28 protein-coding genes are annotated in these 26,546 nt (G+C 64.0%); 14 read left to right on the forward strand and 14 right to left on the reverse strand.

All coding sequences use genetic code 11. From position 1 onward, the window contains the following. Window positions 1–65 precede the first annotated feature (65 nt). A complete protein-coding gene (locus LB564_RS26535; protein ID WP_224542142.1) occupies window positions 66–1,106 on the forward strand; it encodes a sulfate/molybdate ABC transporter ATP-binding protein in 1,041 nt (346 codons plus the stop codon). Window positions 1,107–1,149: 43 nt separating this feature from the next. On the opposite strand, the gene LB564_RS26540 is transcribed toward LB564_RS26535, so the two are convergent. After that, window positions 1,150–1,635 carry a GNAT family N-acetyltransferase gene (locus tag LB564_RS26540; protein WP_140702254.1) on the reverse strand — a complete coding sequence of 162 codons (486 nt, stop codon included), beginning with the start codon at window positions 1,633–1,635 and terminating at the stop codon, window positions 1,150–1,152. Then, on the reverse strand, window positions 1,635–1,916 hold the full coding sequence (locus LB564_RS26545; protein ID WP_140701998.1) for a DUF1778 domain-containing protein: 282 nt from the start codon (window positions 1,914–1,916) through the stop codon (window positions 1,635–1,637). The genes LB564_RS26540 and LB564_RS26545 overlap by 1 nt, the downstream gene beginning before the upstream one ends. Window positions 1,917–2,159: 243 nt before the next feature. Here LB564_RS26545 and LB564_RS26550 point away from each other — a divergent pair, with 243 nt between their 5' ends. The 3 genes from LB564_RS26550 (at window position 2,160) to LB564_RS26560 (ending at window position 5,028) form a co-directional block, all read left to right on the forward strand. After that, entirely contained in the window at window positions 2,160–3,146 is a 987-nt protein-coding gene (locus LB564_RS26550; protein ID WP_224542143.1) for a sulfate ABC transporter substrate-binding protein, read from the forward strand. Window positions 3,147–3,398: 252 nt separating this feature from the next. Continuing rightward, a complete protein-coding gene (locus LB564_RS26555; protein WP_140702000.1) occupies window positions 3,399–3,848 on the forward strand; it encodes an RrF2 family transcriptional regulator in 450 nt (149 codons plus the stop codon). 10 nt (window positions 3,849–3,858) lie between these two features. Next, window positions 3,859–5,028: a hypothetical protein gene (locus LB564_RS26560; protein WP_224542145.1), complete on the forward strand. Its 1,170-nt coding sequence runs from the start codon at window positions 3,859–3,861 to the stop codon at window positions 5,026–5,028. Here the strand turns inward: LB564_RS26560 and LB564_RS26565 are convergent. From LB564_RS26565 to LB564_RS26595, 7 genes are all read right to left on the reverse strand, one after another. Continuing rightward, window positions 5,023–5,571 (reverse strand): gluconokinase, encoded by a 549-nt coding sequence (locus LB564_RS26565; protein ID WP_224542148.1) that lies wholly within the window; start codon window positions 5,569–5,571, stop codon window positions 5,023–5,025. The genes LB564_RS26560 and LB564_RS26565 overlap by 6 nt on opposite strands. A gap of 2 nt (window positions 5,572–5,573) precedes the next feature. Beyond that, window positions 5,574–6,578 carry an ABC transporter permease gene (locus LB564_RS26570; RefSeq protein ID WP_224542150.1) on the reverse strand — a complete coding sequence of 335 codons (1,005 nt, stop codon included), beginning with the start codon at window positions 6,576–6,578 and terminating at the stop codon, window positions 5,574–5,576. Next, a complete protein-coding gene (locus tag LB564_RS26575) occupies window positions 6,575–7,555 on the reverse strand; it encodes an ABC transporter permease (RefSeq protein ID WP_140702003.1) in 981 nt (326 codons plus the stop codon). Before LB564_RS26575 ends, LB564_RS26570 begins: the two co-directional genes overlap by 4 nt. Next, window positions 7,552–9,099 (reverse strand): sugar ABC transporter ATP-binding protein, encoded by a 1,548-nt coding sequence (locus tag LB564_RS26580; protein WP_224542152.1) that lies wholly within the window; start codon window positions 9,097–9,099, stop codon window positions 7,552–7,554. Before LB564_RS26580 ends, LB564_RS26575 begins: the two co-directional genes overlap by 4 nt. A gap of 75 nt (window positions 9,100–9,174) precedes the next feature. After that, the gene (locus LB564_RS26585; RefSeq protein ID WP_140702005.1) at window positions 9,175–10,302 is read right to left on the reverse strand and encodes a sugar ABC transporter substrate-binding protein; all 1,128 of its coding nucleotides are present in this window, start codon (window positions 10,300–10,302) and stop codon (window positions 9,175–9,177) included. Between the two features lie 307 nt (window positions 10,303–10,609). Further along, window positions 10,610–11,638, reverse strand: a complete 1,029-nt coding sequence (locus LB564_RS26590) for a LacI family DNA-binding transcriptional regulator (RefSeq protein WP_224542154.1) — start codon at window positions 11,636–11,638, stop codon at window positions 10,610–10,612. 160 nt (window positions 11,639–11,798) lie between these two features. Then, a complete protein-coding gene (locus LB564_RS26595) occupies window positions 11,799–13,028 on the reverse strand; it encodes an MFS transporter (RefSeq protein WP_224542155.1) in 1,230 nt (409 codons plus the stop codon). A gap of 170 nt (window positions 13,029–13,198) precedes the next feature. Here LB564_RS26595 and LB564_RS26600 point away from each other — a divergent pair, with 170 nt between their 5' ends. Further along, the gene (locus LB564_RS26600; RefSeq protein WP_181173553.1) at window positions 13,199–13,489 is read left to right on the forward strand and encodes a DUF3175 domain-containing protein; all 291 of its coding nucleotides are present in this window, start codon (window positions 13,199–13,201) and stop codon (window positions 13,487–13,489) included. A gap of 36 nt (window positions 13,490–13,525) precedes the next feature. Here the strand turns inward: LB564_RS26600 and LB564_RS26605 are convergent, their stop codons facing one another. The 3 genes from LB564_RS26605 to LB564_RS26615 all read right to left on the reverse strand — a co-directional run bounded on the left by LB564_RS26605 (window position 13,526) and on the right by LB564_RS26615 (window position 15,890). Beyond that, window positions 13,526–13,969, reverse strand: coding sequence for an SRPBCC family protein (locus LB564_RS26605; RefSeq protein ID WP_224542157.1), 444 nt, complete (start codon window positions 13,967–13,969; stop codon window positions 13,526–13,528). A gap of 146 nt (window positions 13,970–14,115) precedes the next feature. Further along, a complete protein-coding gene (locus LB564_RS26610; RefSeq protein WP_140702010.1) occupies window positions 14,116–14,892 on the reverse strand; it encodes a FadR/GntR family transcriptional regulator in 777 nt (258 codons plus the stop codon). A gap of 101 nt (window positions 14,893–14,993) precedes the next feature. Beyond that, the gene (locus LB564_RS26615; RefSeq protein WP_224542159.1) at window positions 14,994–15,890 is read right to left on the reverse strand and encodes an NAD-dependent epimerase/dehydratase family protein; all 897 of its coding nucleotides are present in this window, start codon (window positions 15,888–15,890) and stop codon (window positions 14,994–14,996) included. Between the two features lie 67 nt (window positions 15,891–15,957). Here LB564_RS26615 and LB564_RS26620 point away from each other — a divergent pair, with 67 nt between their 5' ends. Beyond that, window positions 15,958–16,947: an NAD(P)-dependent oxidoreductase gene (locus LB564_RS26620; RefSeq protein ID WP_411910223.1), complete on the forward strand. Its 990-nt coding sequence runs from the start codon at window positions 15,958–15,960 to the stop codon at window positions 16,945–16,947. Between the two features lie 14 nt (window positions 16,948–16,961). Here the strand turns inward: LB564_RS26620 and LB564_RS26625 are convergent, their stop codons facing one another. Continuing rightward, window positions 16,962–17,744, reverse strand: coding sequence for a FadR/GntR family transcriptional regulator (locus LB564_RS26625; RefSeq protein WP_140702256.1), 783 nt, complete (start codon window positions 17,742–17,744; stop codon window positions 16,962–16,964). A gap of 184 nt (window positions 17,745–17,928) precedes the next feature. Beyond that, complete coding sequence (locus LB564_RS26630; protein WP_140702013.1) at window positions 17,929–18,918, reverse strand: sugar-binding protein; 990 nt, start codon at window positions 18,916–18,918, stop codon at window positions 17,929–17,931. Between the two features lie 444 nt (window positions 18,919–19,362). On the opposite strand from LB564_RS26630, the gene LB564_RS26635 reads away from it, so the two are divergent. The 8 genes from LB564_RS26635 (at window position 19,363) to LB564_RS31570 (ending at window position 26,543) form a co-directional block, all read left to right on the forward strand. Continuing rightward, window positions 19,363–20,106 carry an ATP-binding cassette domain-containing protein gene (locus LB564_RS26635; protein ID WP_027047043.1) on the forward strand — a complete coding sequence of 248 codons (744 nt, stop codon included), beginning with the start codon at window positions 19,363–19,365 and terminating at the stop codon, window positions 20,104–20,106. A gap of 61 nt (window positions 20,107–20,167) precedes the next feature. Beyond that, window positions 20,168–21,166 (forward strand): ABC transporter permease, encoded by a 999-nt coding sequence (locus tag LB564_RS26640; RefSeq protein ID WP_140702014.1) that lies wholly within the window; start codon window positions 20,168–20,170, stop codon window positions 21,164–21,166. Window positions 21,167–21,335: 169 nt separating this feature from the next. Continuing rightward, complete coding sequence (locus tag LB564_RS26645; protein ID WP_224542163.1) at window positions 21,336–22,163, forward strand: AraC family transcriptional regulator; 828 nt, start codon at window positions 21,336–21,338, stop codon at window positions 22,161–22,163. 114 nt (window positions 22,164–22,277) lie between these two features. Then, window positions 22,278–22,721 carry an SRPBCC family protein gene (locus LB564_RS26650; RefSeq protein ID WP_224542165.1) on the forward strand — a complete coding sequence of 148 codons (444 nt, stop codon included), beginning with the start codon at window positions 22,278–22,280 and terminating at the stop codon, window positions 22,719–22,721. Between the two features lie 11 nt (window positions 22,722–22,732). Beyond that, on the forward strand, window positions 22,733–23,533 hold the full coding sequence (locus tag LB564_RS26655) for an FAD binding domain-containing protein (RefSeq protein ID WP_224542168.1): 801 nt from the start codon (window positions 22,733–22,735) through the stop codon (window positions 23,531–23,533). Between the two features lie 55 nt (window positions 23,534–23,588). Further along, a complete protein-coding gene (locus tag LB564_RS26660; RefSeq protein WP_140702018.1) occupies window positions 23,589–24,071 on the forward strand; it encodes a (2Fe-2S)-binding protein in 483 nt (160 codons plus the stop codon). Between the two features lie 101 nt (window positions 24,072–24,172). Continuing rightward, window positions 24,173–25,540: a xanthine dehydrogenase family protein molybdopterin-binding subunit gene (locus LB564_RS31565; protein WP_140702019.1), complete on the forward strand. Its 1,368-nt coding sequence runs from the start codon at window positions 24,173–24,175 to the stop codon at window positions 25,538–25,540. A gap of 1 nt (window position 25,541) precedes the next feature. Next, window positions 25,542–26,543: a xanthine dehydrogenase family protein molybdopterin-binding subunit gene (locus LB564_RS31570; protein ID WP_135919316.1), complete on the forward strand. Its 1,002-nt coding sequence runs from the start codon at window positions 25,542–25,544 to the stop codon at window positions 26,541–26,543. The last annotated feature ends 3 nt before the right edge of the window (window positions 26,544–26,546 follow it).

The following is a 26,546-nucleotide window of genomic DNA, read 5'->3' on the forward strand; positions in this document are numbered from 1 at the left end:
CATGTCGCCCAAAAGTGGGCTCCGGTTTTGGGACAACGACATGCATCACCAACTGAGGGATTTGTATGGAAGTTCGCGTTGCCAATGTGCGCAAGGAATTCGAGCGGTTTCCCGCGCTCCACGACGTCTCGCTGGACATCAAGTCGGGCGAACTGATCGCGCTGCTGGGGCCGTCCGGTTCCGGCAAGACGACGCTGCTCAGGCTGATCGCCGGGCTCGAGCGGCCGACGCGTGGAAAAATCTTCTTTGGTGACGAGGACGCTTCGCAGAAATCGATCCAGGATCGCAATGTCGGCTTCGTCTTCCAGCACTACGCGCTGTTCCGCCATATGACGGTGGCTGACAATATCGGCTTCGGCCTCAAGGTCCGGCACGGACCGTCGCGGCCGCCGGCGCAGGAAATCCGCCGCCGCGCCTCGGAGCTTCTCGACCTTGTCCAATTGTCGGGTCTGGAGAAACGCTATCCGGCGCAGCTTTCGGGCGGCCAGCGCCAGCGCGTGGCGCTCGCCCGCGCCATGGCCATCGAACCCAAGGTGCTGCTGCTCGACGAGCCGTTCGGCGCACTCGACGCGCAGGTGCGCCGCGAACTGCGCCGCTGGCTGCGCGAAATCCATGACGCCACCGGCCACACCACCGTCTTCGTCACCCACGATCAGGAAGAGGCGCTGGAACTGGCGGACCGCGTCGTGGTGATGAGCCAGGGCCGCATCGAGCAGGTCGGCACCGCCGACGACATCTACGACACGCCGAACTCGCCTTTCGTCTACGGCTTCATCGGCGAATCGAGCGCCCTTCCGGTCAAGGTCGAGAATGGCGAGATCTGGCTGGCCGACCGTCCGATCGGATTGCAGGCGCCGCATGCGCCTCCGGGCGATGCGACGCTGTACTTCCGTCCCCATGATGTCGAACTGCTCGACGGCTGCAGTGGCTGCATCGCCGGCACCGTCGCCGCCAGCCGCCGCGTCGCCGGCACACGGCGCGTCGAGCTCGAAATCGGCGGCGAACGCCAGCGGGTCGAGATTGAGCTACCGGTCGATCATCCGGCCGCGCAGAAGAGCCGCGTGGCGTTCCGCCCGGGGCGCTGGAAGCTGTTCCCGGCTGCGTAGCGGTAGGACTGCCGCCAATTTCATCCTGGCCGAGGGCGGCCGCCTACCCTTTCACCAGGCCTTTCAACGACAGCACCAATGTCATGGGATTTTTCGGGGAAGCCGCAAAGCCATAGCGCTCATAAAAGGCTTTCGCTTCGTCCGATATGGCATGAACAAAAATTCCGCGTATCCCGAGGATCGTCGCGGCTTGACCGGCGCGCAGGACGGCATCTTGCAGAAGCGCAGCACCCAGTCCCTTCCCTTGCCAGCCTGCGTCGACCGCCAGACGCCCGAGCACGACCATTGGAATGGGATCCGGCATGTTGCGCCGAACAATGCCCGGCGCTTCCGCCAGATCAAGCCCGCCCGAAGACAGGCAGTAGTAGCCGACAACGCGTACGCCTTCCGCCACCACATAAGTACGAGATGCGCCACTGACCTGGTTGGCGCGCGCGCGACGGCGAAGCCATTGGTCGAGACTTTCGGTTCCGCTTTGGAAAAGTTCGAGATCGTGGTTCTCGGCCAGCGGCGTGGGCGCCGACAGCATCAGTCCTGCCATGGCTTGGGCACGTTCATAAGACGTGCAAAACCTTCCCCGCTTGGCGGTTCATCGAGGATGTCGAGATAGTGCCGGTAACTCTCTGCATCCACCTTGATCAGTGTTTGGTCGAGGAGCGTGTCCTCGGCCGCGCGATAGGCGGCATCGATCATGAAATCGGAACGGGTTTTCCCGCGCAGCTTCGCGGCACGGTCAATCAGCATGCGCATATCCTCTCGAATGCGCAGATTGACAGGCTTGGCGTGGGTTTCGGCTGCGGCTTTCACCATGGAGTGCTCCTTTGCTCCACCATAACATGCCGCATACACATTGTGTATCTATTTGTCCTTCCATGGGAAAAGGGTGATGTGAACCGAGCTCAAATATGATGCCGCTCAAAAGAAAAACCTAGGATCAGCCTGTTTGGGAAACGGTTTTCTAGCAACGAGTGCCAAGCCCTGAATCTATGCCTCGCCGCCCCTTTGTACCCCCGCTATGCTCGAACAATAAAGCATTACATCCGGAGCCTTTTCATGAAGCGATTTTTCCTTGGCGTTGCCGCCGCCGCCGGTCTCCTCCTCGCATCCTCCCAAGCCTGGTCGGCCGACAAGCTGCTGAACGCTTCCTATGACGTCGGCCGCGAACTGTTCGTGCAGGTCAACAAGGCCTTCATATCGGGGCATCCCGGTGTCACCATCGACCAGTCGCATGCCGGCACTTCGGCGCAGGCGCGTGCCATCGCCGAAGGCCTCGGCGCCGACGTCGTCACCTTCAACCAGGTCACCGACGTCGATTTCCTGGTCAAGAAGGGCCTCGTTTCCGCCGACTGGCAGAAGGATTTTCCCGACAACGCCTCGCCCTTCTATTCGCTGCCGTCCTTCCTCGTGCGCGCCGGCAACCCAAAGCACATCAAGGACTGGAACGATCTGGTGCGCGACGACGTGCAGGTGATTTTCCCCAACCCGAAAACCTCGGGCAATGCGCGCTACACCTACCTGGCGGCCACCGCCTACGCCAAGGAAGCCTTCAAGGGCGACGACGCCAAGGTGAAGGAATTCATCACCAAGCTGTTCAACAACGTGCCGATCTTCGACACCGGCGGCCGCGCCGCGACCACCACCTTCGTGCAGCGCGAGATCGGCGATGTGCTGATCACCTTCGAATCCGAGACGCGCGGCATCCGCAAGGAATATGGCGACGACAAGTTCGAGCAGGTCACGCCTTCGGTCAGCCTTCTGGCGGAATTCCCGGTGGCGATCGTCGACAAGGTCGCCGACCAGCACGGCACGCGCGATCTGGCCAAGAGCTATCTCGACTTCCTCTATACAGCCGAGGGCCAGGGCATCGCCGCCGAGAACGGCCTGCGCGCACGCGACGCGGCTGTCGCCGCGAAATACAAGGCGGATTTTCCGGATGTGCGCCTGCTGACGGTGGAAGACGTCTTCGGTGGCTGGGACAAAGTCCAAAAAGAGCATTTCGCCGCCGGCGGCCTGCTCGACCAGGCTTATGGCAGCCGCTGAAGTCTCCGCGGCCCGATAGGAAGATCAGGAAAGCCGGCCCCGGCCGGCTTTCCTCGTTTATGCAGGCCGATACGGCAAATCCAGCGCCCCTCGTGCAAAACGTTACAAAGAATCAACGCGTTTGTGCCTAACATGCCTTCGAGTGGCTTGTTTTTCGCGAAACGGCGGCGCGCCAACGCAAGACCGTCATCATTTGCACACAAACAGCCGCCAGATGCGGAGTGGTTGGGGCTTAAACGGGTTGATCAGGGCATGCTGACGAAAAAAGGCAAATACGGCCTCAAGGCCCTCGTGCATCTTTCCAATCTTCCGGTTGGCCAATTGGCCTTCGTCAACGGCATCGCCGTCGCCAACAACATCCCGAAGAAATTCCTCGATGCGATCCTCGGCGAATTGCGTAACGCCGGCTTCGTCCAGAGCCGCAAGGGCAAGGAAGGCGGCTATCGCCTCGCCCGCCCCGCCTCGGAGATCAAGATCGGCCATGTGGTGCGGGTGCTCGACGGTCCGCTTGCACCGATACCTTGCGCCAGCCGCACGCAATACCAGCGCTGCGAGGATTGCGACGAAGCGACCTGCCAGGTCCGTCACATGATGCTCGAGGTGCGCCAGGCGATCGCCGAAGTGCTGGACAACCGCAGCCTCGCCGCCATGCGCGATGCCGACAATGACGATTTTCCGGTCGAGTTGACGTCCCAGATCTAGAGCCGGATGAATGAGGCTGTCGAGATTTACGAAATCCCGAAAAGCCGCCGCCCGCAAGCAGCCATCGGCAGCCAGCTTTCGCACCGAGATCATCGCTGACGTCTTTGTCCCCGAATATGCCGAGGACGTGCGCTTCTTCAGCCGCAAGGTGGTTAATCCCGGCAGGCTGCGCCGGTTCTCCACCAGGGATCTTCGCGAAAGTCTGGTTGCCCTCTTCTATCTCGCGGTCGCGGCAGCGCTGCCGGTGCGCTGGTGGGCGCCGATCTGCGGTTGGGCGTCCAGGTTTCGTCTGAAGCGCCATATGCGCAAGGAATTTCCAGGCTATGCCGCCGCGACGCGGGCGGTGCTCGGCGACGGCATCGATGCGCGCAAGCTGTTCGAGGCATTGCTCGCGGCCCGCCATCGCCGCCGCATGCAGCTTGCCGCGCATCTGGTCGCCCGCCGCTGGGCGCCGACGATCCGGTTGGAAGGGCTCGACGGTTTGCAGGCGGCCTTGCAGCGCGGCCATGGCGCGATCCTGTGGTGCGATCAGTTCACCGCCCAGACGATGATCGGCAAGCGCGCCATATACGAGGCCGGCATCGAGGCGCATCAGGTCAGCGTCGACACGCATGGCGTGTCCGAGACGGCTTTCGGCCTGCGCTTCCTCAACCCGCCAATGGTCCATGTCGAGAACCGGTTCCTGAAAAGCCGGATCGTCTTCGACCGCGACGACGCCTATCAGGTCACCATCCGCATCCAGAAGATGCTGAAGCAGAACGGCGTCGTAATGATGACCAACACCATCCACGCCGGCTCGACCTTCACCGAAACCGCTCTTGGCGAAAGCGGCTGGACGCACCTTGCCTCGGCACCGGCGAATTTCGCCGCCCGGGGCAAGACAGCCCTGTTTGCCATGTCGACCTTCGAGATGGTGCCGTTCCGGCAATACCGGGCCGTCCTGAGCCCCGAACTTGTGCCAGCGGTCACGGCAGCGGACACGGCCAGGGACGGAGCCAAGAACGGGGCCAAGAACGGGCCCAAGAACATGGCCCTGCAGGCGCGCTACGCCCTGCTCAAACGCGACCGCCTGATGCAAGCGCTGAAACAGTGCCCCGAGCAGATGATGTCCTGGTCGCGCCATGAGCGGTTGACGCAAGCTCAGGACAGTATCGGCATCGGTGCTGAAGAAGGCTCATGACCGGCGCATCGAGCGCATTGCGTCGGCGACGAGTTCGTCGATCGGCCGCGTCGCGTCGAGCGTCAACGCCCGCTCATCGGCCCCCGGCGGATCGAGGATGGCGAACTGGCTGTCGACCAGGCTTGCCGGCATGAAATGCCCCTTGCGGTTGCCGACGCGCCGCCGCGCTGTGGCCGGATCGATCTCCAGATAGAGGAAGACGATGTCAGGGCAAAAGCCGCGCAGGCGCTGGCGATAGCCGCGCTTCAGCGCCGAGCAGGCGGCGACCACGCCTTGCCCCTTGCCGGCCGACGCCGCGATCTGCTTGCCGATCGCATCGAGCCAGCCTTCGCGCAACTGGTCGGTGAGCGGCTCACCACGTGCCATGCGGGCGACGTTTTCCGGTGGATGCAGCCTGTCGCCCTCGATGAAGAGGGCGTCCAGCGCGGCGGCCAGCGCGATACCGACGGCTGACTTGCCGCAGCCGGCGACGCCCATCACCACGATGGCCGGAGGCATCGAGCCGGGAGCGCCAGCCGGCGCCCGCGCTGCCTTTTCGTCCATGGTCAGCGGCTCGCCGGGGCGCGGCCGTAAAGCAGCAGCATGGCGACGATGACGACGCCATAGATGATCTGCCGCCCCGCCTCCGGCATCTGCATGACCGACAGGATGGATTGCAGCAGCGTGATCAGGATCACGCCGGCAACGGTGCCGAGATAGGAGCCGCGCCCGCCCAGGATGGAGGTGCCGCCGAGCACGACGGCCGCGATCGACGGCAGCAGATAGGCATCGCCCATCGATTGCGCAGCCTTGGAGGCGTAGCCGGCCAGCAGCACGCCGCCGAAGGCGGAGAGACCGCCGGACACGGCGAAGGCGATCATCACCACGCGCCGCGTGTCGACGCCGGAGAGATAGGCGGCGCGCTCGCGGTTGCCGATGCCATAGACCGCGCGGCCAAAACCGCTGCGGGTCAGCACGAACACCATCGCGGCCCCGATCAGCGCCCAGATGATGACCGCGTTGGGAACGCCCGGAATGGTGAAGCCGGTGGCCAGATAGCGCATGGCGCCGGTGGCCGAATCCTGCGGCGAGAAGCCACCGGTGTAGACCACCATCAGCCCTTGCGCGACGGCGTTGGTGGCCAGCGTGATGATCATCGAGGGGATGCGCAGATAGGCGACGCCGATGCCGTTGACGACGCCGATCAGCACACCGCAGAAAATGCCGAACGGAATGGCCAGCGCCACGCCCGCCGGACCGTAGGCGGCGGCCGCGCAAGCCATCATCGCGCCCGCCGCCACCGACCACGGCACCGACAGGTCGATCTGGCCGAGCAGGATGACCAGCATCATGCCGGTGGCGATGACGCCGAGAAACGAGGCCACCTTGAGCTGCTGCAAGAGATATTCAGGCGACAGGAAGCTGCGCGAATAAAGGCTGCCGACCAACAGCAGCACCACGATGCAGGCAAAGGCCGTCAGCACCGCCGGATCGGCGCGGCGGATGAATTTCGGCATGCGGCCGGCAATGCCGCTGTCGCTCTTCCCAACCATCGGCGTCGTCTCGCTCACAGGAACCACTCCAGCCGGTTGCGGACCCGAAACAAAGCGAAGGCGCCGAGGCTGACGGCGACCAGCAGGATAACGCCCTGGAACAGCGGCTGCCAGAGCGGGTCGAAATCGAACACGAACAACAGGTCGCCGATGGTGCGGAAGGCGAGCGCGCCGAAGATCGCACCGATGGCGCTGCCCTTGCCGCCGAACAGCGACACACCACCCAGCACGACCGCCGCGATCGAGAACAGCGTGTAGGAGTTGCCGCTGGCATAGGCCGCCTCGCCCGTATAGGTGAAGAAGGTGAGGAACAGCCCGCCGATCGCCGCCAGCAGCCCTGCCAGCGTGTAGGCGGCGAACTTGCCGCGCCTTATCGGCACGCCGGACATATAGGCCGCCGTTTCCGAAGAGCCCGCCGCGTAGGCCGCCCGGCCAAGGACGGAGCGGCTGAACGGCACCCAGATCACCAGCACGATGGCGAGCAGCACCACCAGGCTCGCCGGCACGAAGCCGAACACGCGGCCGGTCAGCGCATCGGCAAGGTCCTCATTGACCGAACCGCCCGGGAAGGGCCGCAGCAGAAGCCCGATGCCGTAATAGACGGCCCCGGTGGCAATGGTGGCGACGATCGGCTGCAGCCGTCCATAGATGACGATGGCGCCGTTGATGGCGCCGCACAGAAGGCCCGCCGCCAGCACGGCGATGACGCCGAGCGTGGTCTGCATCGGCGTGCCCACCACCAGCCAGGAGGCCAGGCAGTTGGTGAGCAGGAAGATCATGCCGACGGACAGGTCGATGCCGGAGGTTATCACGACCAGCGTCTGCGCCATGGCGACGAAGGCAAGCAGCACGCCCTTGTTCGCGGCCGTCTGCACGACATTGGCGGTGAAGCCCGCCGGATGGTTCGACGTGTAGATGACGAACATGACGATGAAGATGCCGAGCGCCAGCAGCGTTCCGCGCTGCTCGGCCAGCCAGTAGCGCCAATCTTTCACAGGCTTGCTCCCAGGCCCACCGGGCTCTCATCGCCATGGATGTTGAGCGCGCTCGATATCAGCGCCCGCTCGGTGATTTCTGCACCGACCAGTTCGCGCTTGACCGCGCCGTCATAGAGCACCAGCACGCGGTCGCAGCAGCCGATCAGCTCGTCATAGTCCGTCGAATAGAACAGGATCGCCGCGCCGGCGTCCGCCAGCTTGCGCATCAGCTGGTAGATTTCCTGCTTGGTGCCGACATCGATGCCGCGTGTCGGATCGTTGAGCAGGATGATGCGCGGCTGGCGCATCAGCCATTTGGCGATGACCACCTTCTGCTGGTTGCCGCCCGACAGCGCGCCGACCGGAATATCGAGGCCCGCCGTCTTGATCGCCAGCAGGCCGACCATGTCGTCGATCAGCCGCTGTTCGGCGGCACGGTCGATGATGCCGCCTTTCGACAGCCGGTCGAGCGCGGCAAAGGACAGGTTTTCGCGCACCGTCATCGGCAGCATCAGTCCTTCGGTCTTGCGGTCCTCCGGGATGAGCGCCATGCCGATGCCATCCTCGCGGGCCGCCGCAGGGCTGGTGATCGTCACCGGCTTGCCGTCGATCAGCACCTCGCCCGAAAGGCCGCGCAGCACGCCGAAGAAAGCAAGCAGCAATTCGCGCTGGCCCTGGCCATCGAGCCCGCCGAGGCCGACCACCTCGCCTGCCCTGACGGTCAGCGAGATGTCGTGCAGCCGGTCGGCCCAGGACAACCTGCGCGCCTCGAGCCTGGGGGCGGCGCTGGCGGCTGCCGCCGGCGGCTTGGGCGGAAAAATATGGCTGTACTCGCGGCCGATCATCAGTTCGACCACCTCATTGTCGCTCTTCGAGCCGGCCTTGTAGCTGGCGACATTGCGGCCATTGCGGAACACCGTGCACTGATCGGCGAGTTCGGCGATCTCGTTCATGCGGTGTGAGATGTAGAGCAGCGCCAGCCCTTCCGAGCGCAGCCGCTTCAGCACGCCGAAGATCTTCGAAACGTCCGCCGCCGTCAGCGCCGATGTCGCCTCGTCGAGAATGAGGATGCGCGGCTTGCGCGCCAGGGCCTTGGCGATCTCGACCATCTGCCGCCGCGACAGCGGCAGGTCCTTGACCAGCGCCAGCGGATGGATGTCGCCGGCACCCGCGCGGGCCAGCGCGTCCTCGGCGATGCGCCGCTGCGCCTTGCGGTCGATCATGCCGAAGCGTTTGGGCGGATCCGAAATGACGATGTTGTCGGCGACGCTGAGTTCGGGGATCAGCGACAGTTCCTGGAAGATGCAGACGATGCCGGCCTTGTTCGCCGCACCCGGCGACGCGAAGGTCACCTCGCGCCCGTCCAGCATCATGTGGCCCTCGTCGGGCGCCACGACACCGGCCATGACCTTGATCAGCGTCGACTTGCCGGCGCCGTTTTCTCCGAGAATGGCATGGATGCTGCCGGCCTCGACCGTCAGTTCGGCCTTTTCCAGCGCCCGCACGCCGCCATAGCGCTTGGAAATGCCTTCCATGCGAAAGAGTGGAGCCGCACCGTCCATCAACCCTCCCAGGGTGATTGTGGGATTGCAGGCTGGCGCCGCGGACCAGGCCACGGCGCCAGACGATAGAAGCGACTACTGGTTTTCCTTGGTCTGCCCCATGATTTCCTGGGCGCTGAAATTGATGCCGCAGGTCGGGAAGGAGTTGCCGACGAAGAAATTGTCGGACTCCTTGGGGAAGTAATCCGTGCCTTCCTTCATGTCCGGATCCGTGGCGACGGCCAGAGGCAGCTTCACCTCCTGCGGCACCACCTCGCCTTCGAGTGCCGCGATCGCCGTCTTGATGGCGACGGCGACCTGGGCCGGGCCCGAGCCGGCGGAGGTGCATTTCAGGCCATCGGCCGAATGCGCCGCGCAGAACTTGCGGAAGCCGTTTTCGGTCTCGCCGCCGAACGGCACGAACGGATGCTTGGCGTCCATCATCGCCTGCACGATGCCGGTGTCGCCGCCCTGGCCGGTGATGCCGTCGAACGGACCGTTGGTGGCGATCGCATCGGCGGTCACTTTCTGCGCCACGCCGTCATCCCACTTGCCAGCGACTTCGGTCACGTCCCACTTCTTGCCCGAGGCGTCGAACACCTCATGGATGCCGTTGTGGCGATCGGTGTCGACGGAGGTGCCGGCGACGCCGCGCACTTCCAGGATCTTGCCGCCGTTCGGGATCTTCTCGACCAGCCATTTGGCCCACAATTCGCCAAGTCCCTTCTGGTCGACATTGACGTTGATGGCGTCCTTGGTATCCAGGATGTTGTCGAAGGCGACCAGCACGATCCCGGCTTCCTTGGCGCGCTTGATGACCGGACCGAAGGCGGTCGGGTTCTGCGCATCGGTGACGATGGCGTCATAGCCGGAATCGATGAAGTTGTTGATCGCGGAGATCTGCGCCGGCACGTCCTCGCCGGTCGAGACGACCTTGAATTCCTTGATCTTTGCCTTCACGTCGGGCTGCGACGCATAGGCCTTGGCCGTCTGCACCATCTGGATGCGCCAGGTGTTGGCGATATAGCCATTGGCGAAGGCGATGCGGTACGGGCCTTCCTTCTTGGGGAATTTGAAGAACTTGGTGTCCGCGCTCCAGGGCGCGAAGCAGTCGGCCTGGGCGGCGGGGCCGGAGACGATCTCCGGGCCGGCGGCCATGGCGGCCGAGTTGAGCATGACGAAGGCGCTGGCGGCAACGATGCCACCGACAAGTGACTTGATCATCGATAATCCTCCCGATTGCAGTTCCGATTTGTCGGTTCAGTTTTATGCAATTTCGAGCTTCCGGCTGACACCTTCCGCCTTGCGCGGTCAGGCCTGCCTGATGCCGACGACCTCCCTGAATCCCTCCCTTGCAGGCTCCTTCGGTCGGGGAAAAGCTATCATATTATACATAATAAACAAGCATGAGCTGTTGCTTATGTATAATAAACAAGTTCACCATTTCGGTGACGAAGCCTCCCGAAGAAAAATGGTAGCGCTACCATGACGCAGTGTAAAGCGCCATTCGCGGGTGTTCTCGAAACCGTGTTCAACGTGCCGTGCTCTCGCGGCGCTTGAGCTCGAAGCCGAGGTCGACGACACGCTCCCGCGACCGATCACCGGAGATTGCCGCCAGCGCCATCGCCACTGCGCGCCTGCCGATTTCATAGCGATGAGTGCGGATGCTGGTGATCGAGGGAAAGGCCACCTGCATCATGTCGAGATCGTTGAAGCCGACAATGCCGATGGTCTTCGGCACGTCGATCGAGGCGCGATGGCATTCGAACAGCACGCCGAGCGCGATGTCGTCATTGTTGCAGAACACGCCGTCCAGCGTCGGCATCTTGGCCAAAGCATCGCGGAACAGCTCGCGGCCAAGCGGCACGCTGGAAAGCACCGGCGTGGTGGTGATCAGGCGTGGGTCTGAAAGGCCGGCCTTTTCCATCGCCACCCGGTAACCGGCGAGGCGCCGTTGCGAGCGCGGGTCCATGCGCGCACCGATGAAACCGATCCGGCGATACCCCGCCTCGATCAGGTGCTCGGTGGCAGTCCTGCCGCCGTCGAGATGCGAGAAGCCGACCATCATGTCGACGGGATCGGGCCCGGTCTCCATCACCTGGACCACCGGGCAACCGGCATTCTCCAACAGTTTTCGCGAGGTGGGCGTCTGGTCGATGCCGGCAACGATCAGCGCCGCCGGCCGCTGGGAGCCAAACAGCTGCAGCAGCCGCTCTTCCTCAAGTCCGGAATAGTGCGTATTGCCGAGCTGGATGCGGAACGGGCTGTCCGACAGGCTGTCATAGATGCCGCGCACCACCTCGGCGAAGACGTTGTTGGTCAGCGACGGCACCAGCACGCCGAACACTTCCGCCCGCGCCGAGGCCAACGCCCGAGCATTGGGGTCCGGCACATAGCCGAGTTCGTCGACGGCGGCCTGGATCTGACGGCGCAGCTCCTCGGAAACGCGCGCCGGGTCGCGCAGCGCGCGTGAAACGGTGATGGCGCCGACGCCGGCCTTGCGCGCCACATCCGACAGGGTCGGGCGGCCGCCGCCCCGGCGCGAACGTGGCTTGATCAAGGCCTCGCCCCGTGCGCATGGCCATCGAGGCGCGTCCGCAATGCGATCTTTCCAGCTGTCGCCATCTCACCGGCCTGTTGCCGCACCCATCGGCCCCTGGCGTCGCGCAGTGACTGCCTGTTGTCAAGGCGAGCCACCGAGTGGCAGTGCCTGGCCTTCCTCAGGCGGCGACGGCGGCGCTCTGCCTTGCTTTCCACATAAACAGCCCGATCGCCAGTATGTTCAAGAGGTTCCAGGCGATGCCGTTGAGGAACGCGGCGGCATACGAGCCCGTCAGGTCGTAGATCCAGCCCGACATCCAGCCGCCGATCGCCATGCCGAAAATCGTCGCCATCATGACGATGCCGATGCGCTGGCCGGCCTCCTTGGCGGGCAGGTATTCGCGCACGATGATCGCGTAGCAAGGCACGATGCCGCCCTGCGACAGGCCGAAGACCAGCGACACGACATAGAGCGAGGCGAGCCCGTCGAACGGGATATAGAACAGCAGTGACAGGCATTGCAGCACCGAGCCGATGAGCAAGGTTTTGACACCGCCGATGCGATCGGCGACAAAGCCCGACGCAAGCCGGCTGACGACGCCCGCCGCCATCATGATCGACAGCATGTCGGCGCCATGCGCCATGCCGTAGCCCAGATCCATGCAATAGGCGACGATATGCACTTGCGGCATCGACATCGCCACGCAGCAGCCGAGGCCGGCAACGACCAGCAGCGCCTGCATTGCCGCCGGAGACATCGGCATCGGCTGCACGGACCTGCTCCCGGGCGAGCCGGCGGCCGCCGCCGCTGGCGCGCCCCGCCGCAGCAACAGCACCAGCGGCACCATGGTGACCAGGCAGAAGACGCCGATGGCCGCATAGGTGAAGCGCCAGCCTTCCGCCTTCATCAGCGTTGGCATGATGGTCGGCCAGATCGCGCCGGCAAGATAGTTGCCCGCGGCCGCCGCCGTGACGGCGACGCCGCGGCGGCGGTTGAACCAGTGCGAGATGTCGGCGATCAGCGGCCCGAAGATCACCGATGTGCCGACGCCGATCAGCACGCCCTGGGCAAGGGTGAATTGCAGGATCGATGTCGACAGCGCGGCGAGCAGCAGGCCGGCGGAGAGCGCGACCGAAGAGATCAGCGCCGGAACCCAGTAGCCCATGCGGTCGATCGCGCGGCCAACCAGCACATTGCCGGCGGCAAAGCCCACCATGGTCGCGGTGTAGGGCATGGATGCGGCGGCGCGGTCGACGCCGAACTCGGCCTGGACCGCCGGCAGCACCACGACGACGGCCCACATGCCGACCGCGCCGATCGTTGCCAGCAGCATCGAGATGGCCAGGCGCATCCAGGCGTAGGAACTGTCGATACCGGGGCCGGGCCGGCTCAAGTCGCTTCGGGTCAAAGGCGTTTCCTGTCGGCGGCTTCAGCCGCTGCTGTTTTGGCCACTATCGACGCATTCTCGGCGCACAGCAGCGCCACAGCGGGCAAATCCGTGGCTCCAGGCCGACAAGGATGCGGGAACCGACCCCAATATGCGGAGTTTCCAATCAACAACCGCAAAGGAGTCCAGCCATGACCGCGACCAAGCAGAAATGGTCGGCCGAGGTGACCGAACACAGCGATGCGATGGATCTCGAGGAACACGTCTTCGAATCCGACGACGCCAGGAAGATCGCCGCCTCGCTCAAGCGATCGGCGGAACACAGCCACCGCCGCAAGGCCGAGCCCTTCCAGTCCGCCATGTCGATGCTGAATTTCTACATCAACCGGGCCGGCAAGAACCTGCCCGCGGCGCGCAAGAAGGTCCTCGAGGACGCCAAGGACGAACTGCGCGAAGCATTCGGGCGGCCAAAGGAGGATTAGCCGCCCTCGCCCGCCAATGGCTCCCGAACAGAGCGCCTATTGCTTGATATCCGGTTCGACGAGCTTGGCCAGGTTGCGCAACGATTCCTGCCAGCCGAGATAGCAGGCTTCCGCGGGAATGACGTCCGGAATGCCGGCCTGGATGATGTTCACTTCGGTGCCCACCGACACTTTCTTCAACGTCACGGTCACCTCGATCTCGCCGGGCAAATTGGGATCGTCGAACCTGTCGGTGTAGCGCAGGAGTTCGCCCGGAACGAGCTCGACATATTCGCCGCCGAACGAGTGGCTGTCGCCGGTGGTGAAGTTGCGGAACGACATCTTGAACGTGCCGCCGACCTTGCCGTCGAACTGATGGACCGTGCAGGTGAAGCCGTTTGGCGGAAGCCATTTGGCAAGCGCGTCGGCTTCGAGAAACGCGCGGTAGACCTTCTCCGGGCTGGTGGTCAGAACGCGATGCAGACGAACGGTGCTGGGCATGTCGATACTCCTTCGTGGGTTCCTCTTCGATATCCCAAGGACGCGTGCCACACGGCCGATCCGACACCGGCGTTTGAATTTTTTGACGGTGACGGCCCGAATTGCGTCGAGCCCGCAGGGCGGGAACACCCGCGTGTCGCGGAAATCTATCGCGAACGGATGACGTTGTCGGTATTGGCCAAGAGCTTGCGCACGGCATTGCGCGCCGCGTCCGGCCGCTGCAGGCGGATGTTCTTTTCGATTGCCTCGTGCATCTTCTGCGCGAGCTGCAAATCGTCGAGTTCGCGTGTCGTGTAGGCAAATAGGTGATCGAAGGCGGACTCGATCAGCACGCCGAGCGGCACCAGCAGGTCATTGCCGGAAGCACGCAGGATTGCGAGATGGAAGCGGGTGTCGGCGCGGGTCCGTTCCTGCAAGCTTTTCGCCTCGCCCATCTCCCGGCAGGCCTCGCTGATCTCCGCCATCTGCTCGTCGGTCCGCCGCATGGCGGCGAAGGCGGTCGCTTCCGGCTCGATGATGTGGCGGAACTCCTGCACCGTCTTCAGGAACACCTCTCGGTCGGGCGACGTCGCGTACCAGGCCAGCACATCGCGATCGAGCAGGTTCCAGCGCTCCTTCGGCTCGACCCAGCTGCCGATCTTGGGGCGCGATGCCAACAGGCTCTTGGCCATCAGCATCTTGATCGCCTCGCGCACCGCCGATCGGCTGACGCTGAAGGTCTCCGACCATTTGGCTTCATTGGGCAGGATGGTGCCGGGCGGATAGTCGCCGCGCACGATCCTCAGCCCAATCTCGCTGGCCAGCGAGGTGTGCACGCTGGAGCCCGGAATGCGTGCCGCGTCGGGCCGGCGAACACCGGCCTGGCGCTCGGCGGCCCCAGCCTTTCCAGGCGATTTTTCCTTGTTCGGCTTCGCGTCCCGCATGGACTCCAGAGAGGCCGGTTTAGGGAAGCTGTCAAGCGCGGTGCGGGCCTTGGACGGCAAAGCCCTGAGCTATGCACAACCCAGCCGCGATTCGAGCGCGCTCAGGCGGTCTTGACGTATTTGCGCCAGCTGTGCTCCGGCCGGAAACCGAGCATGTCGCGCGCCTTGCGGTTCGACAGCAGCGTCTCGTATTCGCCGAGATCGGCCTTGACCGGCACGCCTGGATAGAACCGCTTCAACAGTTCAGCGGTCGGCAGATCGGACGAGGTGTCGTCATTGGCGGCGTTGAACACCTGATAGCCCAGCCCGTCCTTCTCGACGGCGCGCAGCGTGATCTGGCCAAGGTCGCGCGCGTCGATGTAGCTCCAGGCGATCCGTTTGCGAAACCCCGGGTCGGCGAACCATTTCGGAAACAGCGAATACTCATGCGGCTCGATGACGTTGCCGATGCGCAAGGCATAGATATCGGTGCCATTGCGCTGCGCGAATGCCCGCGCGGTCTTCTCGTTGACGACCTTGGACAGCGCATAACTGTCCATCGGATCGACGTCATACGCCTCGTCCAATGGGAAATATTCGGGATCGCGCGGCTCGTTGGCGAACACCAGGCCGTAGGTCGTCTCGCTTGAAGCGATGATCACCTTGCGGATGCCGAGCTTCACCGCGGCCTCGATGACGTTGTAGGTGCCCATCGCATTGATGCGGAACACCTCATTGTCGGGCGTGATCATGATGCGTGGAATGGCGGCGAAATGCACCACGGCGTCCACCGGCTGCGGCCGCAGCGACGGATCGAATTCGTGCAGGCCCATATAGCTCGACAGCGCGTTGAACACCTGGCCGCTGTCGGTGATGTCGGTGATCAGCGTGCGCACCTTGGGATTGTCGAGCGGCCTGGTGTCGATGTTGAGCACCTGGCAACCCTGCTCCACCAGATATTGCACGACGTGCCGCCCAGCCTTGCCGCTGCCGCCGGTGAACATGATCCGCTTCGTCATTGTGGTCTCCACGAAAGTCCTGGGATTTACGTCTATTGTCAGACAATATTGCTTTCCGCAACCGTCTATGGCTAAAACAGCGGCGACATTATCGATAATCGCAAACAGGACAGACAGCATGAACACCTCCGCCACCAGCGAGACAATCGGCTTTGTCGGCCTTGGCCTGATGGGTCACGGCATCGCCAAGAACATCGTCGACAAGGGCTATTCCCTCACCTTCCTCGGCCGCAAGAACCGCAAACCGGCGGAGGATCTTCTCGGCCGGGGCGCTCACGAGGCACCGACTTCCCGCGACGTGGCGGCGGCCTCCGATATCGTCTTCATCTGCGTCACCGGCTCGCGCGAGGTGGAGGCCATCATTCGCGGTCCCGGTGGCCTCAAGGAGGGCTTGAAGAAGGGTTCGGTCGTCGTCGACTGCTCGACCTCGGATCCGGTCTCGACGGTGGCGCTCGCGGCAGAACTCAAGGCGCTCGGCGTCGACTATGTCGACGCGCCGCTCAGCCGCACGCCGAAGGAGGCCTGGGAAGGCACGCTCGACGCCATGGTCGGCGCGCCCGACGCCGTCTTCGCCAGGGTCAAGCCGGTGATCGACACCTGGGCCGGCCGCATCGTCCATATCGGCGACACCGGCGACGGCCACCGCATGAAGCTGCTCAACAATTTCATCTCGCTGGGCTACGCCGCCCTCTATTCCGAGGCATTGGCGCTGGCCGAGAAGGTCGGCATCTCGCCGCCGCGCTTCGACAGCGTCATCCGCAACGGCCGCATGGATTGCGGCTTCTACCAGACCTTCATGCGCTGGACGCTGGAGGGTGACCGTGACGCCCACAAATTCACCATCGCCAATGCCTTCAAGGATCTGACCTATCTGGAATCGATGGCGGGCGCGGCGGGCATCGCCAACCCGCTCGGCAACGCCACCAAGAACTCCTTCGCCGGCGCTCACGCAACCGGTCCGGCCGAACAGTTCGTGCCGATGCTGGCAACGCATATCGCCAAGGTGAACGGCGTCGATCTGATGCCGATGAAGGATGGCAAGAAGCAGACGATCTGAGGGCTCGAACGGCTTTACCGCCGCGACCGCTCAATGACCTCGTCGGTATTGGCGAGCAATTTGTGCACCGCGGCCCTGGCGGCGGCCGGCCGTTGCAGGCGGATGTTCTTTTCGATCGCCTCGTGCAGCGACTGGGCGCGCCGCTGGTCGCCGTGTTCGCGCGTAACGAAGACGAAGAGATGGTCGAGCGCCGATTCGATCAGCACACCAAGCGGCACCAGAAGGTCGTTGCCTGAGGCCCTGAGAATGGCGAGATGGAAGCGTGTGTCGGCGCGCGTGCGCTCCTGCAGGTTCGTCGCCGTTCCCATCTCGCGGCAGGCCTGGCTGATCTCCGCCATCTGCTCGCCGTTGCGCCTTATGGCGGCGAAGGCGGAGGCTTCCGGTTCGATGATGTGGCGGAACTCCTGCACGGTGCGCAGGAACACTTCGCGGTCGGGCGAGGTCGCGTACCAGGCCAGCACGTCGCGGTCGAGCAAGTTCCAGCGTTCCCTGGGCTCGACCCAGCTGCCGATCTTGGGCCGCGACGCAAGCAGGCTCTTGGCCATCAGCATCTTGATGGCCTCGCGCACCGCCGAGCGGCTGACGTTGAACGTTTCCGACCATTTGGCTTCATTGGGCAGGATGGTGCCCGGCGGATAGTCGCCACGGACGATCCTGAGGCCGATTTCGCCGGCCAGCGAGGCATGCACGCTCGATCCGGGGTTCCACGCCATTTCAGGCCGGCGAACAGTAGCGGCGGGCGGGCTGGGCGGCGCTTCGAGCCCAGCGGATCGCTTTCTAGACTTGTCGTCCGGCATCTTCGTTCCGGCGTCGGCGATCTTGTCTGGAAGCCGTCCGGATTGTCCGTGCCCGCCATTGTCCATGCCGAACGGCAAGACGCACGAGCCCGACAAGCCGGAGCCTCTGCCCCGACAATGCTGCCTGTCCTTGTCACTGAGGGAGTTGACGGGGCGCCCGGAAAGGACGCCCCGGTATCACAAGTTACTTCTGGATGCAGGTGTCAACCGTGTCCTTGGTGCATTCGTCCAGGCCGGTGAACACCGGATCGTCGACCTTCTTGCCTTCGATCAGGTCGATCATCACCGTCGGCGCCTTGTAGCCCATTTCGAAGGGCCGCTGGCCGACCAGCGCGGTGACGAGGCCATCCCTGGCGATCGCCACCTCGTCGCCGATCGTGTCGGCGGCGCCGATGACGAAGTCGTTCTTGGCCAGCCGGTCCTTGAGCGGTCCGACCAGATCGCGGTAGGGCTGCGGCGCGCCGAACAGCGGCCAGCCACCCATGATGCCGAACGCATCGAGCTTGGGGTTGGCGGCGAGGATGTCGGTCATCGCCTGCACGCCCTTGGCGCCGTCGTCATTGGTGAACACCGGACAGCCGGCGACTTCCGTCCAGCCGCCCTCGCCGGCCAATGCCGTGAGGCCTTCCTTGCCCGTCAGCGCGTCGCGCATGCCTTGCGCGCGGCGCAGGATGTTATCGGCCGCCGGGTTGCCCTCGATGGTGCAGATCGTGCCGCCATTCGGCTTGGCCTTCTTGATATACTCGCCGATCTTCTTGCCCATCAGATAGTTGTCGGTGCCGAGATAGGTCTTGCGCAGGGCCGCGTCTTCCTTGGCAAGGTCGGCGTCGACGGTCATGATCGGGATCGTCGGATTGGCGCTCTTGATCGTCTGCGCGATCAAAGGCGCGTTGGACGGCGAAATCGCCATCGCCACCGTATCGGGCTTGCTCAGCATGTCCTGGACGATCTGTGCCTCGCCGGCCTCGTCGGAAGTCGACGCCGGACCGGTGTAGAAGCATTCATATTCCGAGCTGGCGTTTTCCTTGTTCCACTTCTCGCAGCCCTGGTGGATGGCCTCGAAGAACGGATTGTCGAGACCTTTCACCACGATGACGAGCTGCTTCTTGGCCAAGGCCGGCCCGGCGCCCAACGCCATGGCGGCGACGGCGGCGAGCAATACTGTTTTCCTCATGTCAGTCCTCCCTTTAAAACAGACGGACACGGCGTGCCCGCCACACACACAAACCGCCCGTATGCGAGATGGCAGAGCCAATGCTCGTGCCGCCAGGCAAGGCCGGTAAGCATTTTCAGATGCGGCCGGACCGGCAACGTGCCGTAACGGCCGATAACCTCCCACCGGTCCCTCCGCGACAATGGCCTGGGACCGGAAATCTTTCTCCGACCATCAACTAATAACGGCGCGACGCCAACGTCAATTGCTATTTGTCCTACAAAACGGATTTTTCGGAACCGCATACTCTTATTCGTCTGACAAATAGCACATTTCGACAATTGACGCCCGCGCCGGCATTCGCGTAAATGCCGAAGATCGTTGCCTCCGGGGGGAATGGGGAGCACGATAGAAGAGCCGCGGCCTGGAAAAGGCATGCGGCAAGGCATGGGGAGGCAATGGCTGGTGGCGGTTCTCGAACTCACCAACATCTCGAAGCATTTTGGCGCCATCCAGGCTGTCAACGACGTGTCGCTGTCGATCGAACCCGGCCAGGTCGTCGGGCTGATGGGCGACAATGGCGCGGGCAAGTCGACGCTGGTCAAGATGATCGCCGGTAATTTCCACCCGAGCCATGGCACCATGCGCATGGACGACAAGGAATTGATCCTGAACAAGCCGGCGGAAGCCCGCCAGCACGGCATCGAGATCGTCCACCAGGATCTTGCGCTCTGCAACAATCTGACGGCCGCCGCCAATGTCTATCTCGGCCGCGAGCTGCGGCGCGGCGTCGGCCCATTCCGCATCCTCGACTATGCCGCCATGTACAAGCGGGCCGGCCAGCTCTTCGCCGAGCTGAAGTCCGAGACCCGCCCGCGCGATCTCGTCAAGCAGATGTCGGGTGGCCAGCGTCAGGCGGTTGCGATCGCCCGCACCATGCTGTCGCAGGCCAAGATCGTTCTGATGGACGAACCGACGGCGGCGATCTCGGTGAGGCAAGTGGCCGAAGTGCTCAACCTGATCCGCCATCTGCGCGACCAAGGCATAGCGGTGGTGCTGATCAGCCACCGCATGCCCGACGTGTTCGACGTCGCCGACCGCGTCATCGTCATGCGGCGGGGACGCAAGGTCGCCGACAAGGCAATCGCCTCGAGCTCGCCCGAGGAGGTCACCGGGCTCATCACCGGCGCCATCGAGCAGGTCTCGTGAGCGCGGCTAATCCGGATTTCACCAGGCTGGCGTGCCTCGCCGCCGGCAGGAAAGGTCGATAATGGCAGTCACCCTTGATCAGACGATCGCGCAGAAGCAGCATACTTTCCTGTCGCGGCTGTTCTCCACCCAGACCTTCTGGGTGGTGATCGCCGTCATCCTCGCCTGCATCTTCCTGTCGTTCGCCACCGACGCCTTCGCAACATCGAAGAACCTCTACAACATCACCCGCAACGTCACCTTCGTCGCCATCGTCGCGCTCGGCATGACTTTCGTCATCATCACCGGCGGTATCGACCTGTCGGTCGGCTCGGTGCTGTGCCTGTCGTCGATGGTGCTGGCGGTGACCATGCACGCCGGTTACTCGATCGAAATCGGCATCCTGGCCTCGATCGCCACCGCGCTCGCCATCGGCGCCTTCAACGGCATATTTATCGCCTATCTCGGCTTTCCACCCTTCGTGGTGACGCTCGGCATGCTGTCGATCGCGCGCAGCCTTGCCATGGTCGCTTCCAACAACACCGTCGTCTTCCAGTTCGGACCGGATCACCAGAAGCTTCTCGCACTCGGCGGCGGCGCCTGGGTGTTCGGCATCGCCAATCCGGTGCTCTACATGATCATCCTGGCGCTGATCACCGGCTTCATCCTGCGCTGGACCAAGTTCGGCCGGCACATCTTCGCCATTGGCGGCAATGAGCACGCGGCGACGCTGACCGGCGTCCCGGTGAAGCAGATCAAGGTCGCCGTCTACATGATCTCGGCGCTGTCGGCCGGCATTGCCGGCATCATCCAGACCGGTTGGCTCGGCGCCGTCACCACCAATCTCGGCAACGGCATGGAACTGCAGGTGATCGCCGCCACCGTCATCGGCGGCGCCGACCTCGCCGGCGGCGTCGGCACCGCCTTCGGCGCCATTGTCGGCGCGGCGTTGATCGAGGTGATCCGCAACAGCCTCGGCCTGCTCGGCATCAACGCCTTCTGGCAAGGGACTTTCATCGGCGGCGCCATCCTGCTGGCGGTATTGTTCGACCGCATCCGCAATTTCAGGCGCAGCGACTGAGAGCCCGAAGCGCTATTCGTTCTGGTTCCTATCGCTCAGTCTGAAAATCGGCTGAAGCCGAGAGCCCTGGGGACCGGCCAACGGCCTACACCTTGACGGATGCCGAAAACCGGCCGCACAATCCCCCTGCAGGCGAAGGGAGGCCAGTCGCTTGCGGGAGGATATACCCATGACGGAAGCGATCAGGCTCTACTGGGGCCGGTTCGGACATGTTTCTGTCCTGAATGTCGCGAGCGACTTCGTCACCCACGCCCATGTCGAGGCGCATCTGATCATCTGGCTCGAAGGCACCGCCGGCGAGATGACCATCGGCCGCGAGACCGTCCGGCTCGGCCCAGGTACCGCCGCCGGCATCAATTCGCTGCAGCCGCATAGCCACGTCCTGTCCCAGGACGGCCGGCCGGGTCTGTTCCTGGCCTTCTACATCGACCCGGACTGGGCCCGCCGCCGCCGCGACTTGCCATCCAGCGCGCCGTTGTTTTCGCAGGCGGCGATCGCGCTCGAGCCGTGGCTGCACCAGGCCGCGGCCAGCCTGCTCGACCATCTCACCGACAATGAAAGCGTCGACGACATCGCCAATTACGAGATCGAGCGCTTTATCGACTCCGTGCTCGATGCCGCCGACGCCTCGGCCCCGCAGGAGGCGCGCGGCCGCATCAACACCATGCAGGATTTCCGCGTCCGCAAGGCGATCCAATTGATGAAGGCCAATGTCTGCGAGCGCATCTCGTTCGACGATGTGGCGCGTGCCGTCGGCCTGTCCAGGCCGCATTTCTTCGCTTTGTTCAAGGAACAGACCAATCTGACGCCCAACGTCTACTGGAACACGCTGCGCATGGAGGAAGCGGTGCGGCAGTTGCAGTGGTCGCGGGAGCCGTTGATCTCGGTCGCCTGCAATCTCGGCTTCACCACGCAGGGCAATTTCTCGCGCTTCTTCCGCGACCATGTCGGCGTGCCGCCGACGCTCTACCGCGAGGCCGCGCGGGCAATGGCCTGAACCGGCGGCCCCTGTTTTTCAGACTGGTTGATATACGCTCAAGACGCATTGATAAGCGCCGCCCGCTCTGCCGCCCTACCCTTGCCGCAACGATCATTGGCAAGGGAACATCATATGCCCAAAGTCACCATCTCCAGCGTCATCGACGCGCCGGTCGAAAAGGTCTGGGCGCGCATACGCGACTTCAACGACCTGCCGGGATGGCATCCACGCATGGTCGAAAGCCACATCGAGGACGGCAAGGACGCCAGCACGATCGGCTGCGTGCGCAACTTCCAGCTCGCCAGTGGCGCGCGGCTGCGTGAACAACTGCTCGACTTTTCCGATGACGATTTCCTCGTCAGCTATTCCATCCTGGAAACGCCGCAGCCGCTCACCAATCACAAGGCGACGCTGCAACTGCGGCGCGTCACCGACGGCGACCGCACCTTTGCCGAATGGACCGCCAGCTTCGACGCCGCCCCCGAGGAGGCGGACAAGCTGGCCGAAGGCATGGGAACCAATGTTTTTCAAGGCGGCTTCAATGCCCTGAAAAACCATTTCGCCGGCCAGAGCTGAAGGAGCGGGCCATGGCGCTGGCACTGCAGACTTTTGCCACGGTAAAGGACGCCAATGGCGCGCTGAAGGCCGCCGGCACGCGCTATCTCGGCGGCGGTACACTCGTGGTCCGCGCGGCCAATGAAGGCGACGTCTCGGTCTCCGGGCTTGTCAGGTCGACCGACCCGGCCCTCTCGGCCATCGACGTCGGCGGCGGCAAGGTCCGCATCGGCGCTTCGGTGACCATGGCGGAGATCGCCCGCCATCCGGAGCTCGGCGCCCTTGCCAAGGCCGCGCGCGCCGTCGGCGGCCCGGCGATCCGCAACATGGCGACCGTCGGCGGCAATCTGTTCGCGCCAGCGCCCTATGGCGATTTCGCCGTCGCCCTGCTGGCGCTCGATGCAGCGGTCGGCACCGATGACGGCGAACGCCCCATCGAGACCTTCCTGGCCGGACGGGGCGACAGTCGCGCCATCGTCACATCGGTGAGCTTGACGCTTCCGAGGGCCGACAGCTTCCGCTTCCTCAAAGTGTCGCGGGTCAAGCCCAAGGGCGTCTCGGTGCTGAGCATCGCCGTCGTTCTGGAACAGGCTGGAGACGGGACCGTGTCCTCGGCGCGGATCGCGCTCGGCTGCATGGCCGATCGGCCGGTGCGCGCCAAGGCAGCGGAAAAAGCCCTGATCGGCAGGACGCTCGACCCGGATGGCATAGCACCGGCGCTGGCCGCCGCGGGTGAAGGCACCGCGCCGATCACCGATCCAATCGCCAGCGCCTGGTATCGTGCCGAAGTGCTGCCGGTCCATCTTGGCCGGCTGCTGCTTGGGTTGGCCTGAAAACACGTCGGGGGGCGCGCGCTTGCCCCGCGGGGCAGGCGCGCAAGGAGGAAGAATGGCAAAGGTCCCGGTTCAATTCACGCTCAACGGCTCTGAAAAGGCCGAATTCATCGACAGCGGCACGACACTGCTCAACGCCTTGCGCGACAAGATCGGCGACACCTCGCCGAAGGGTGGCTGCCACCAGGGAACGTGCGGCGCCTGCTCCGTCATCATCGACGGCGAACTCAGGCTGTCTTGCCTGACATTGGCCGAGACCTGCAATGGCGCCGCCATCACCACCACATCGGGCCTTGCCGAAGGCGGCGTCCTGCACCCGCTGCAACGCGCTTTTCTCGATGCATTCGCCACGCAATGCGGCTTCTGCACGCCGGGCATGATCATGGCGGCCAAGGTACTGCTCGACCATACGCCCAATCCCAGCCGCGACGAGGTCGTCGAGGCGCTGTCGGGCAACATCTGCCGTTGCACCGGTTACGAGCCGATCATCCAGGCGGTGCTCACCGCCGCCCGTGCCAACTCGCAGAACGCGGCCTAGAGCCGGATGATTTCTGGTCGAACAGACCTGAAATCTGAATCCGGCTCTAAATCAAAACGATAGAGCATGATTTCGGCATCATGCTCTGAAGGACCAAAACAATGGAACTGCGCAAGAGCTACTTCGCCGATGTCCGCAAGGACGATCTGCACGAGATCGGCCAGGCCCGGCCACGCTCGGATTCGCCTGGCCATGTCACCGGCAAGACCGCCTTTTTCGCCGACCGCAATTTCCCCGGCATGCTGCACCTGAAGATGGTGCGCAGTCCGCACCACCATGCCCGCATCCGCTCGATCGACACATCGGAGGCCGAAAAACATCCGGGCGTGGTCAAGGTGCTGACGGCCAAGGACGTGCCGCACAATGTCTACACCATCCTGATCCTGATCCAGGTCGGGCCCGAGGATGAGACGGTGCTGGCCGACGGCAAGGTGCGCTGGAGGGGCGAGGCCGTGGTGGCGGTGCTGGCCGAAACCGAGCGGGCCGCCCAGGAAGCCGCCGCCAAGGTCAAGGTCGACTACGAAGTGCTGCCGGCGGTCTTCGACATGGAGGAGGCGCTGAAGCCCGGCGCGCCGATCGTCAACGAATATCACGGCCAGAATTATTACCTCTATGACAGCGGCGAGTGCCGCAAGGTGCGCTTCGGCGATGTCGAGGCGGGCTTTGCCGAGGCCGATCACGTGCTGGAGCAAAGCTATCAATCTTCCCCCATCGAGCACGCGCCGACCGAGACCACCGGCTGTATCGTGGTGCCAGAGGGCAATGACCGCTTCACCTGCCACACCAACACGCAGGCGATGTTCTTCACCTTGGACAACACTTCGATCATCCTGCAGATGCCGGGCTCGAAGCTGCATTTCGTCGGCGGCACGGTTGGCGGCGGTTTCGGCGGCAAGGTCGATGTCATCGTCGAGCCGATCGCTATCCTCGGCGCGAAATTAACCGGACGACCGGTCTGTTTTGTCTACAGCCGCGAGGAGGAGATGCAGATTTCGTCGCCGCGCGCGGCCGAAAAGGTCGTCATCAAGGACGGCGTCATGAAGGACGGCCGCATCGTCGCCCGAAAGGTCACCGGCTATACCGATGCCGGCGCCTATTCGCGCCATTCGCCCTATGGCGCGCAGAAGGGCGCGGGCCATTATCCCGGCCCCTACACCATCCCCAATGTCTGGATCGACACCTACTGCGTCTACACCAACCGCACGCCATCCTCGGCCATGCGCGGCTTCGGCGTCACCATCGGCGACTTCGCGCTGGAGGTGCAGATGGACAAGCTGGCGCGGCTGATCGGCATGGACCCGCTCGAATTCCGCTTCATCAACGCCTATCGCGACGGCGACATGAAGGCGCATCGCCAGCCGACGGAGGGGGCAGCGCTGATCGAGTGCATGCAGGAAGCCTCGCGCGCCGCCAACTGGCCGGTGGCTGAGAAATACATGGCGATGTCCTCCTACGTGAAGGGAACCTGAGATGGCGATCAGGCGCGGACGCGGCGTTGCCGCGATCAACTATCCCACCGGCATGAACCTCGGCGGCGACCCGACCCAGGCGCTGGTGCATTCGACCCCGACCGGCAATTTCATGGTGACGCTGTCCAGTGTGGATCTCGGCCAGGGCATGAAGCAGATCATGGCGCAGATCTGCGCCGAGACGATCGGCGTGCCGACCGACCGTGTCGTCGTCGACACCGCCGACACCGATACCGGCCCGCACTGCATGGGCACTTTCGCCTCGCGCGGCACCCACCGCGCCGGCAATGCCGTCATCCAGGCCGCCAAGGAAGCGCGCCAGGTCATGCTGGAAGTGGCGGCCGAAGAGCTGGAAGTGAACGCCTCCGACCTCGAAACCGACGGCCAGGGCAACATACTGGTCAAGGGTGCGCCGCAAAAGTCGATCTCGATCTTCGACGTCGCGCTGTCGGCGCATTTCAAGCGCGGCCGCTCCATATCAGGGCGCGGCATGTTCCTGATCCCGCGCTCCTATCCGGAGAAGGAAACCGGTGCGATGAAGCCGTCGACCTGCTACGCGCATGCCTGCACGGTGGCGGAAGTCGAGGTCGACGACGAGACCGGCGAAGTGACCGTGCTCACCGTGAAGAACGTCTTCGAGATCGGCCGCGCGCTGAACCCGAAAATGGTCGAGCAACAGCTCGTCGGCGGCTCCTGGATGGGCATCAGCCACGCTCTCTACGAGACGACCGAGCCTTACTATCCCAACCGCGACCATGGCGGCACCGACTTCAACCAGTACCTGATGCCCGGCCCCGGCGACCTCGCCGAAACCGAAATCATCGTGCTGGAGCGGCCTTCGGCCGATGGACCGTATGGCGCCAAGGGTCCGGGCGAAATGTGCGCCAACCCGCAGATCCCCGCCGTCGCCAACGCCGTCTTCGACGCCGTCGGCGTGCGCATCGACACGCTGCCGATCACGCCCGAGCGTATTTTGCGCGCGCTGAAGGCGCAAGCGAACTGAGTG

The sequence above is a fragment of the Mesorhizobium sp. ES1-6 genome (assembly GCF_020164775.1).
In the GTDB taxonomy this organism is placed as follows: Bacteria; Pseudomonadota; Alphaproteobacteria; order Rhizobiales; family Rhizobiaceae; genus Mesorhizobium.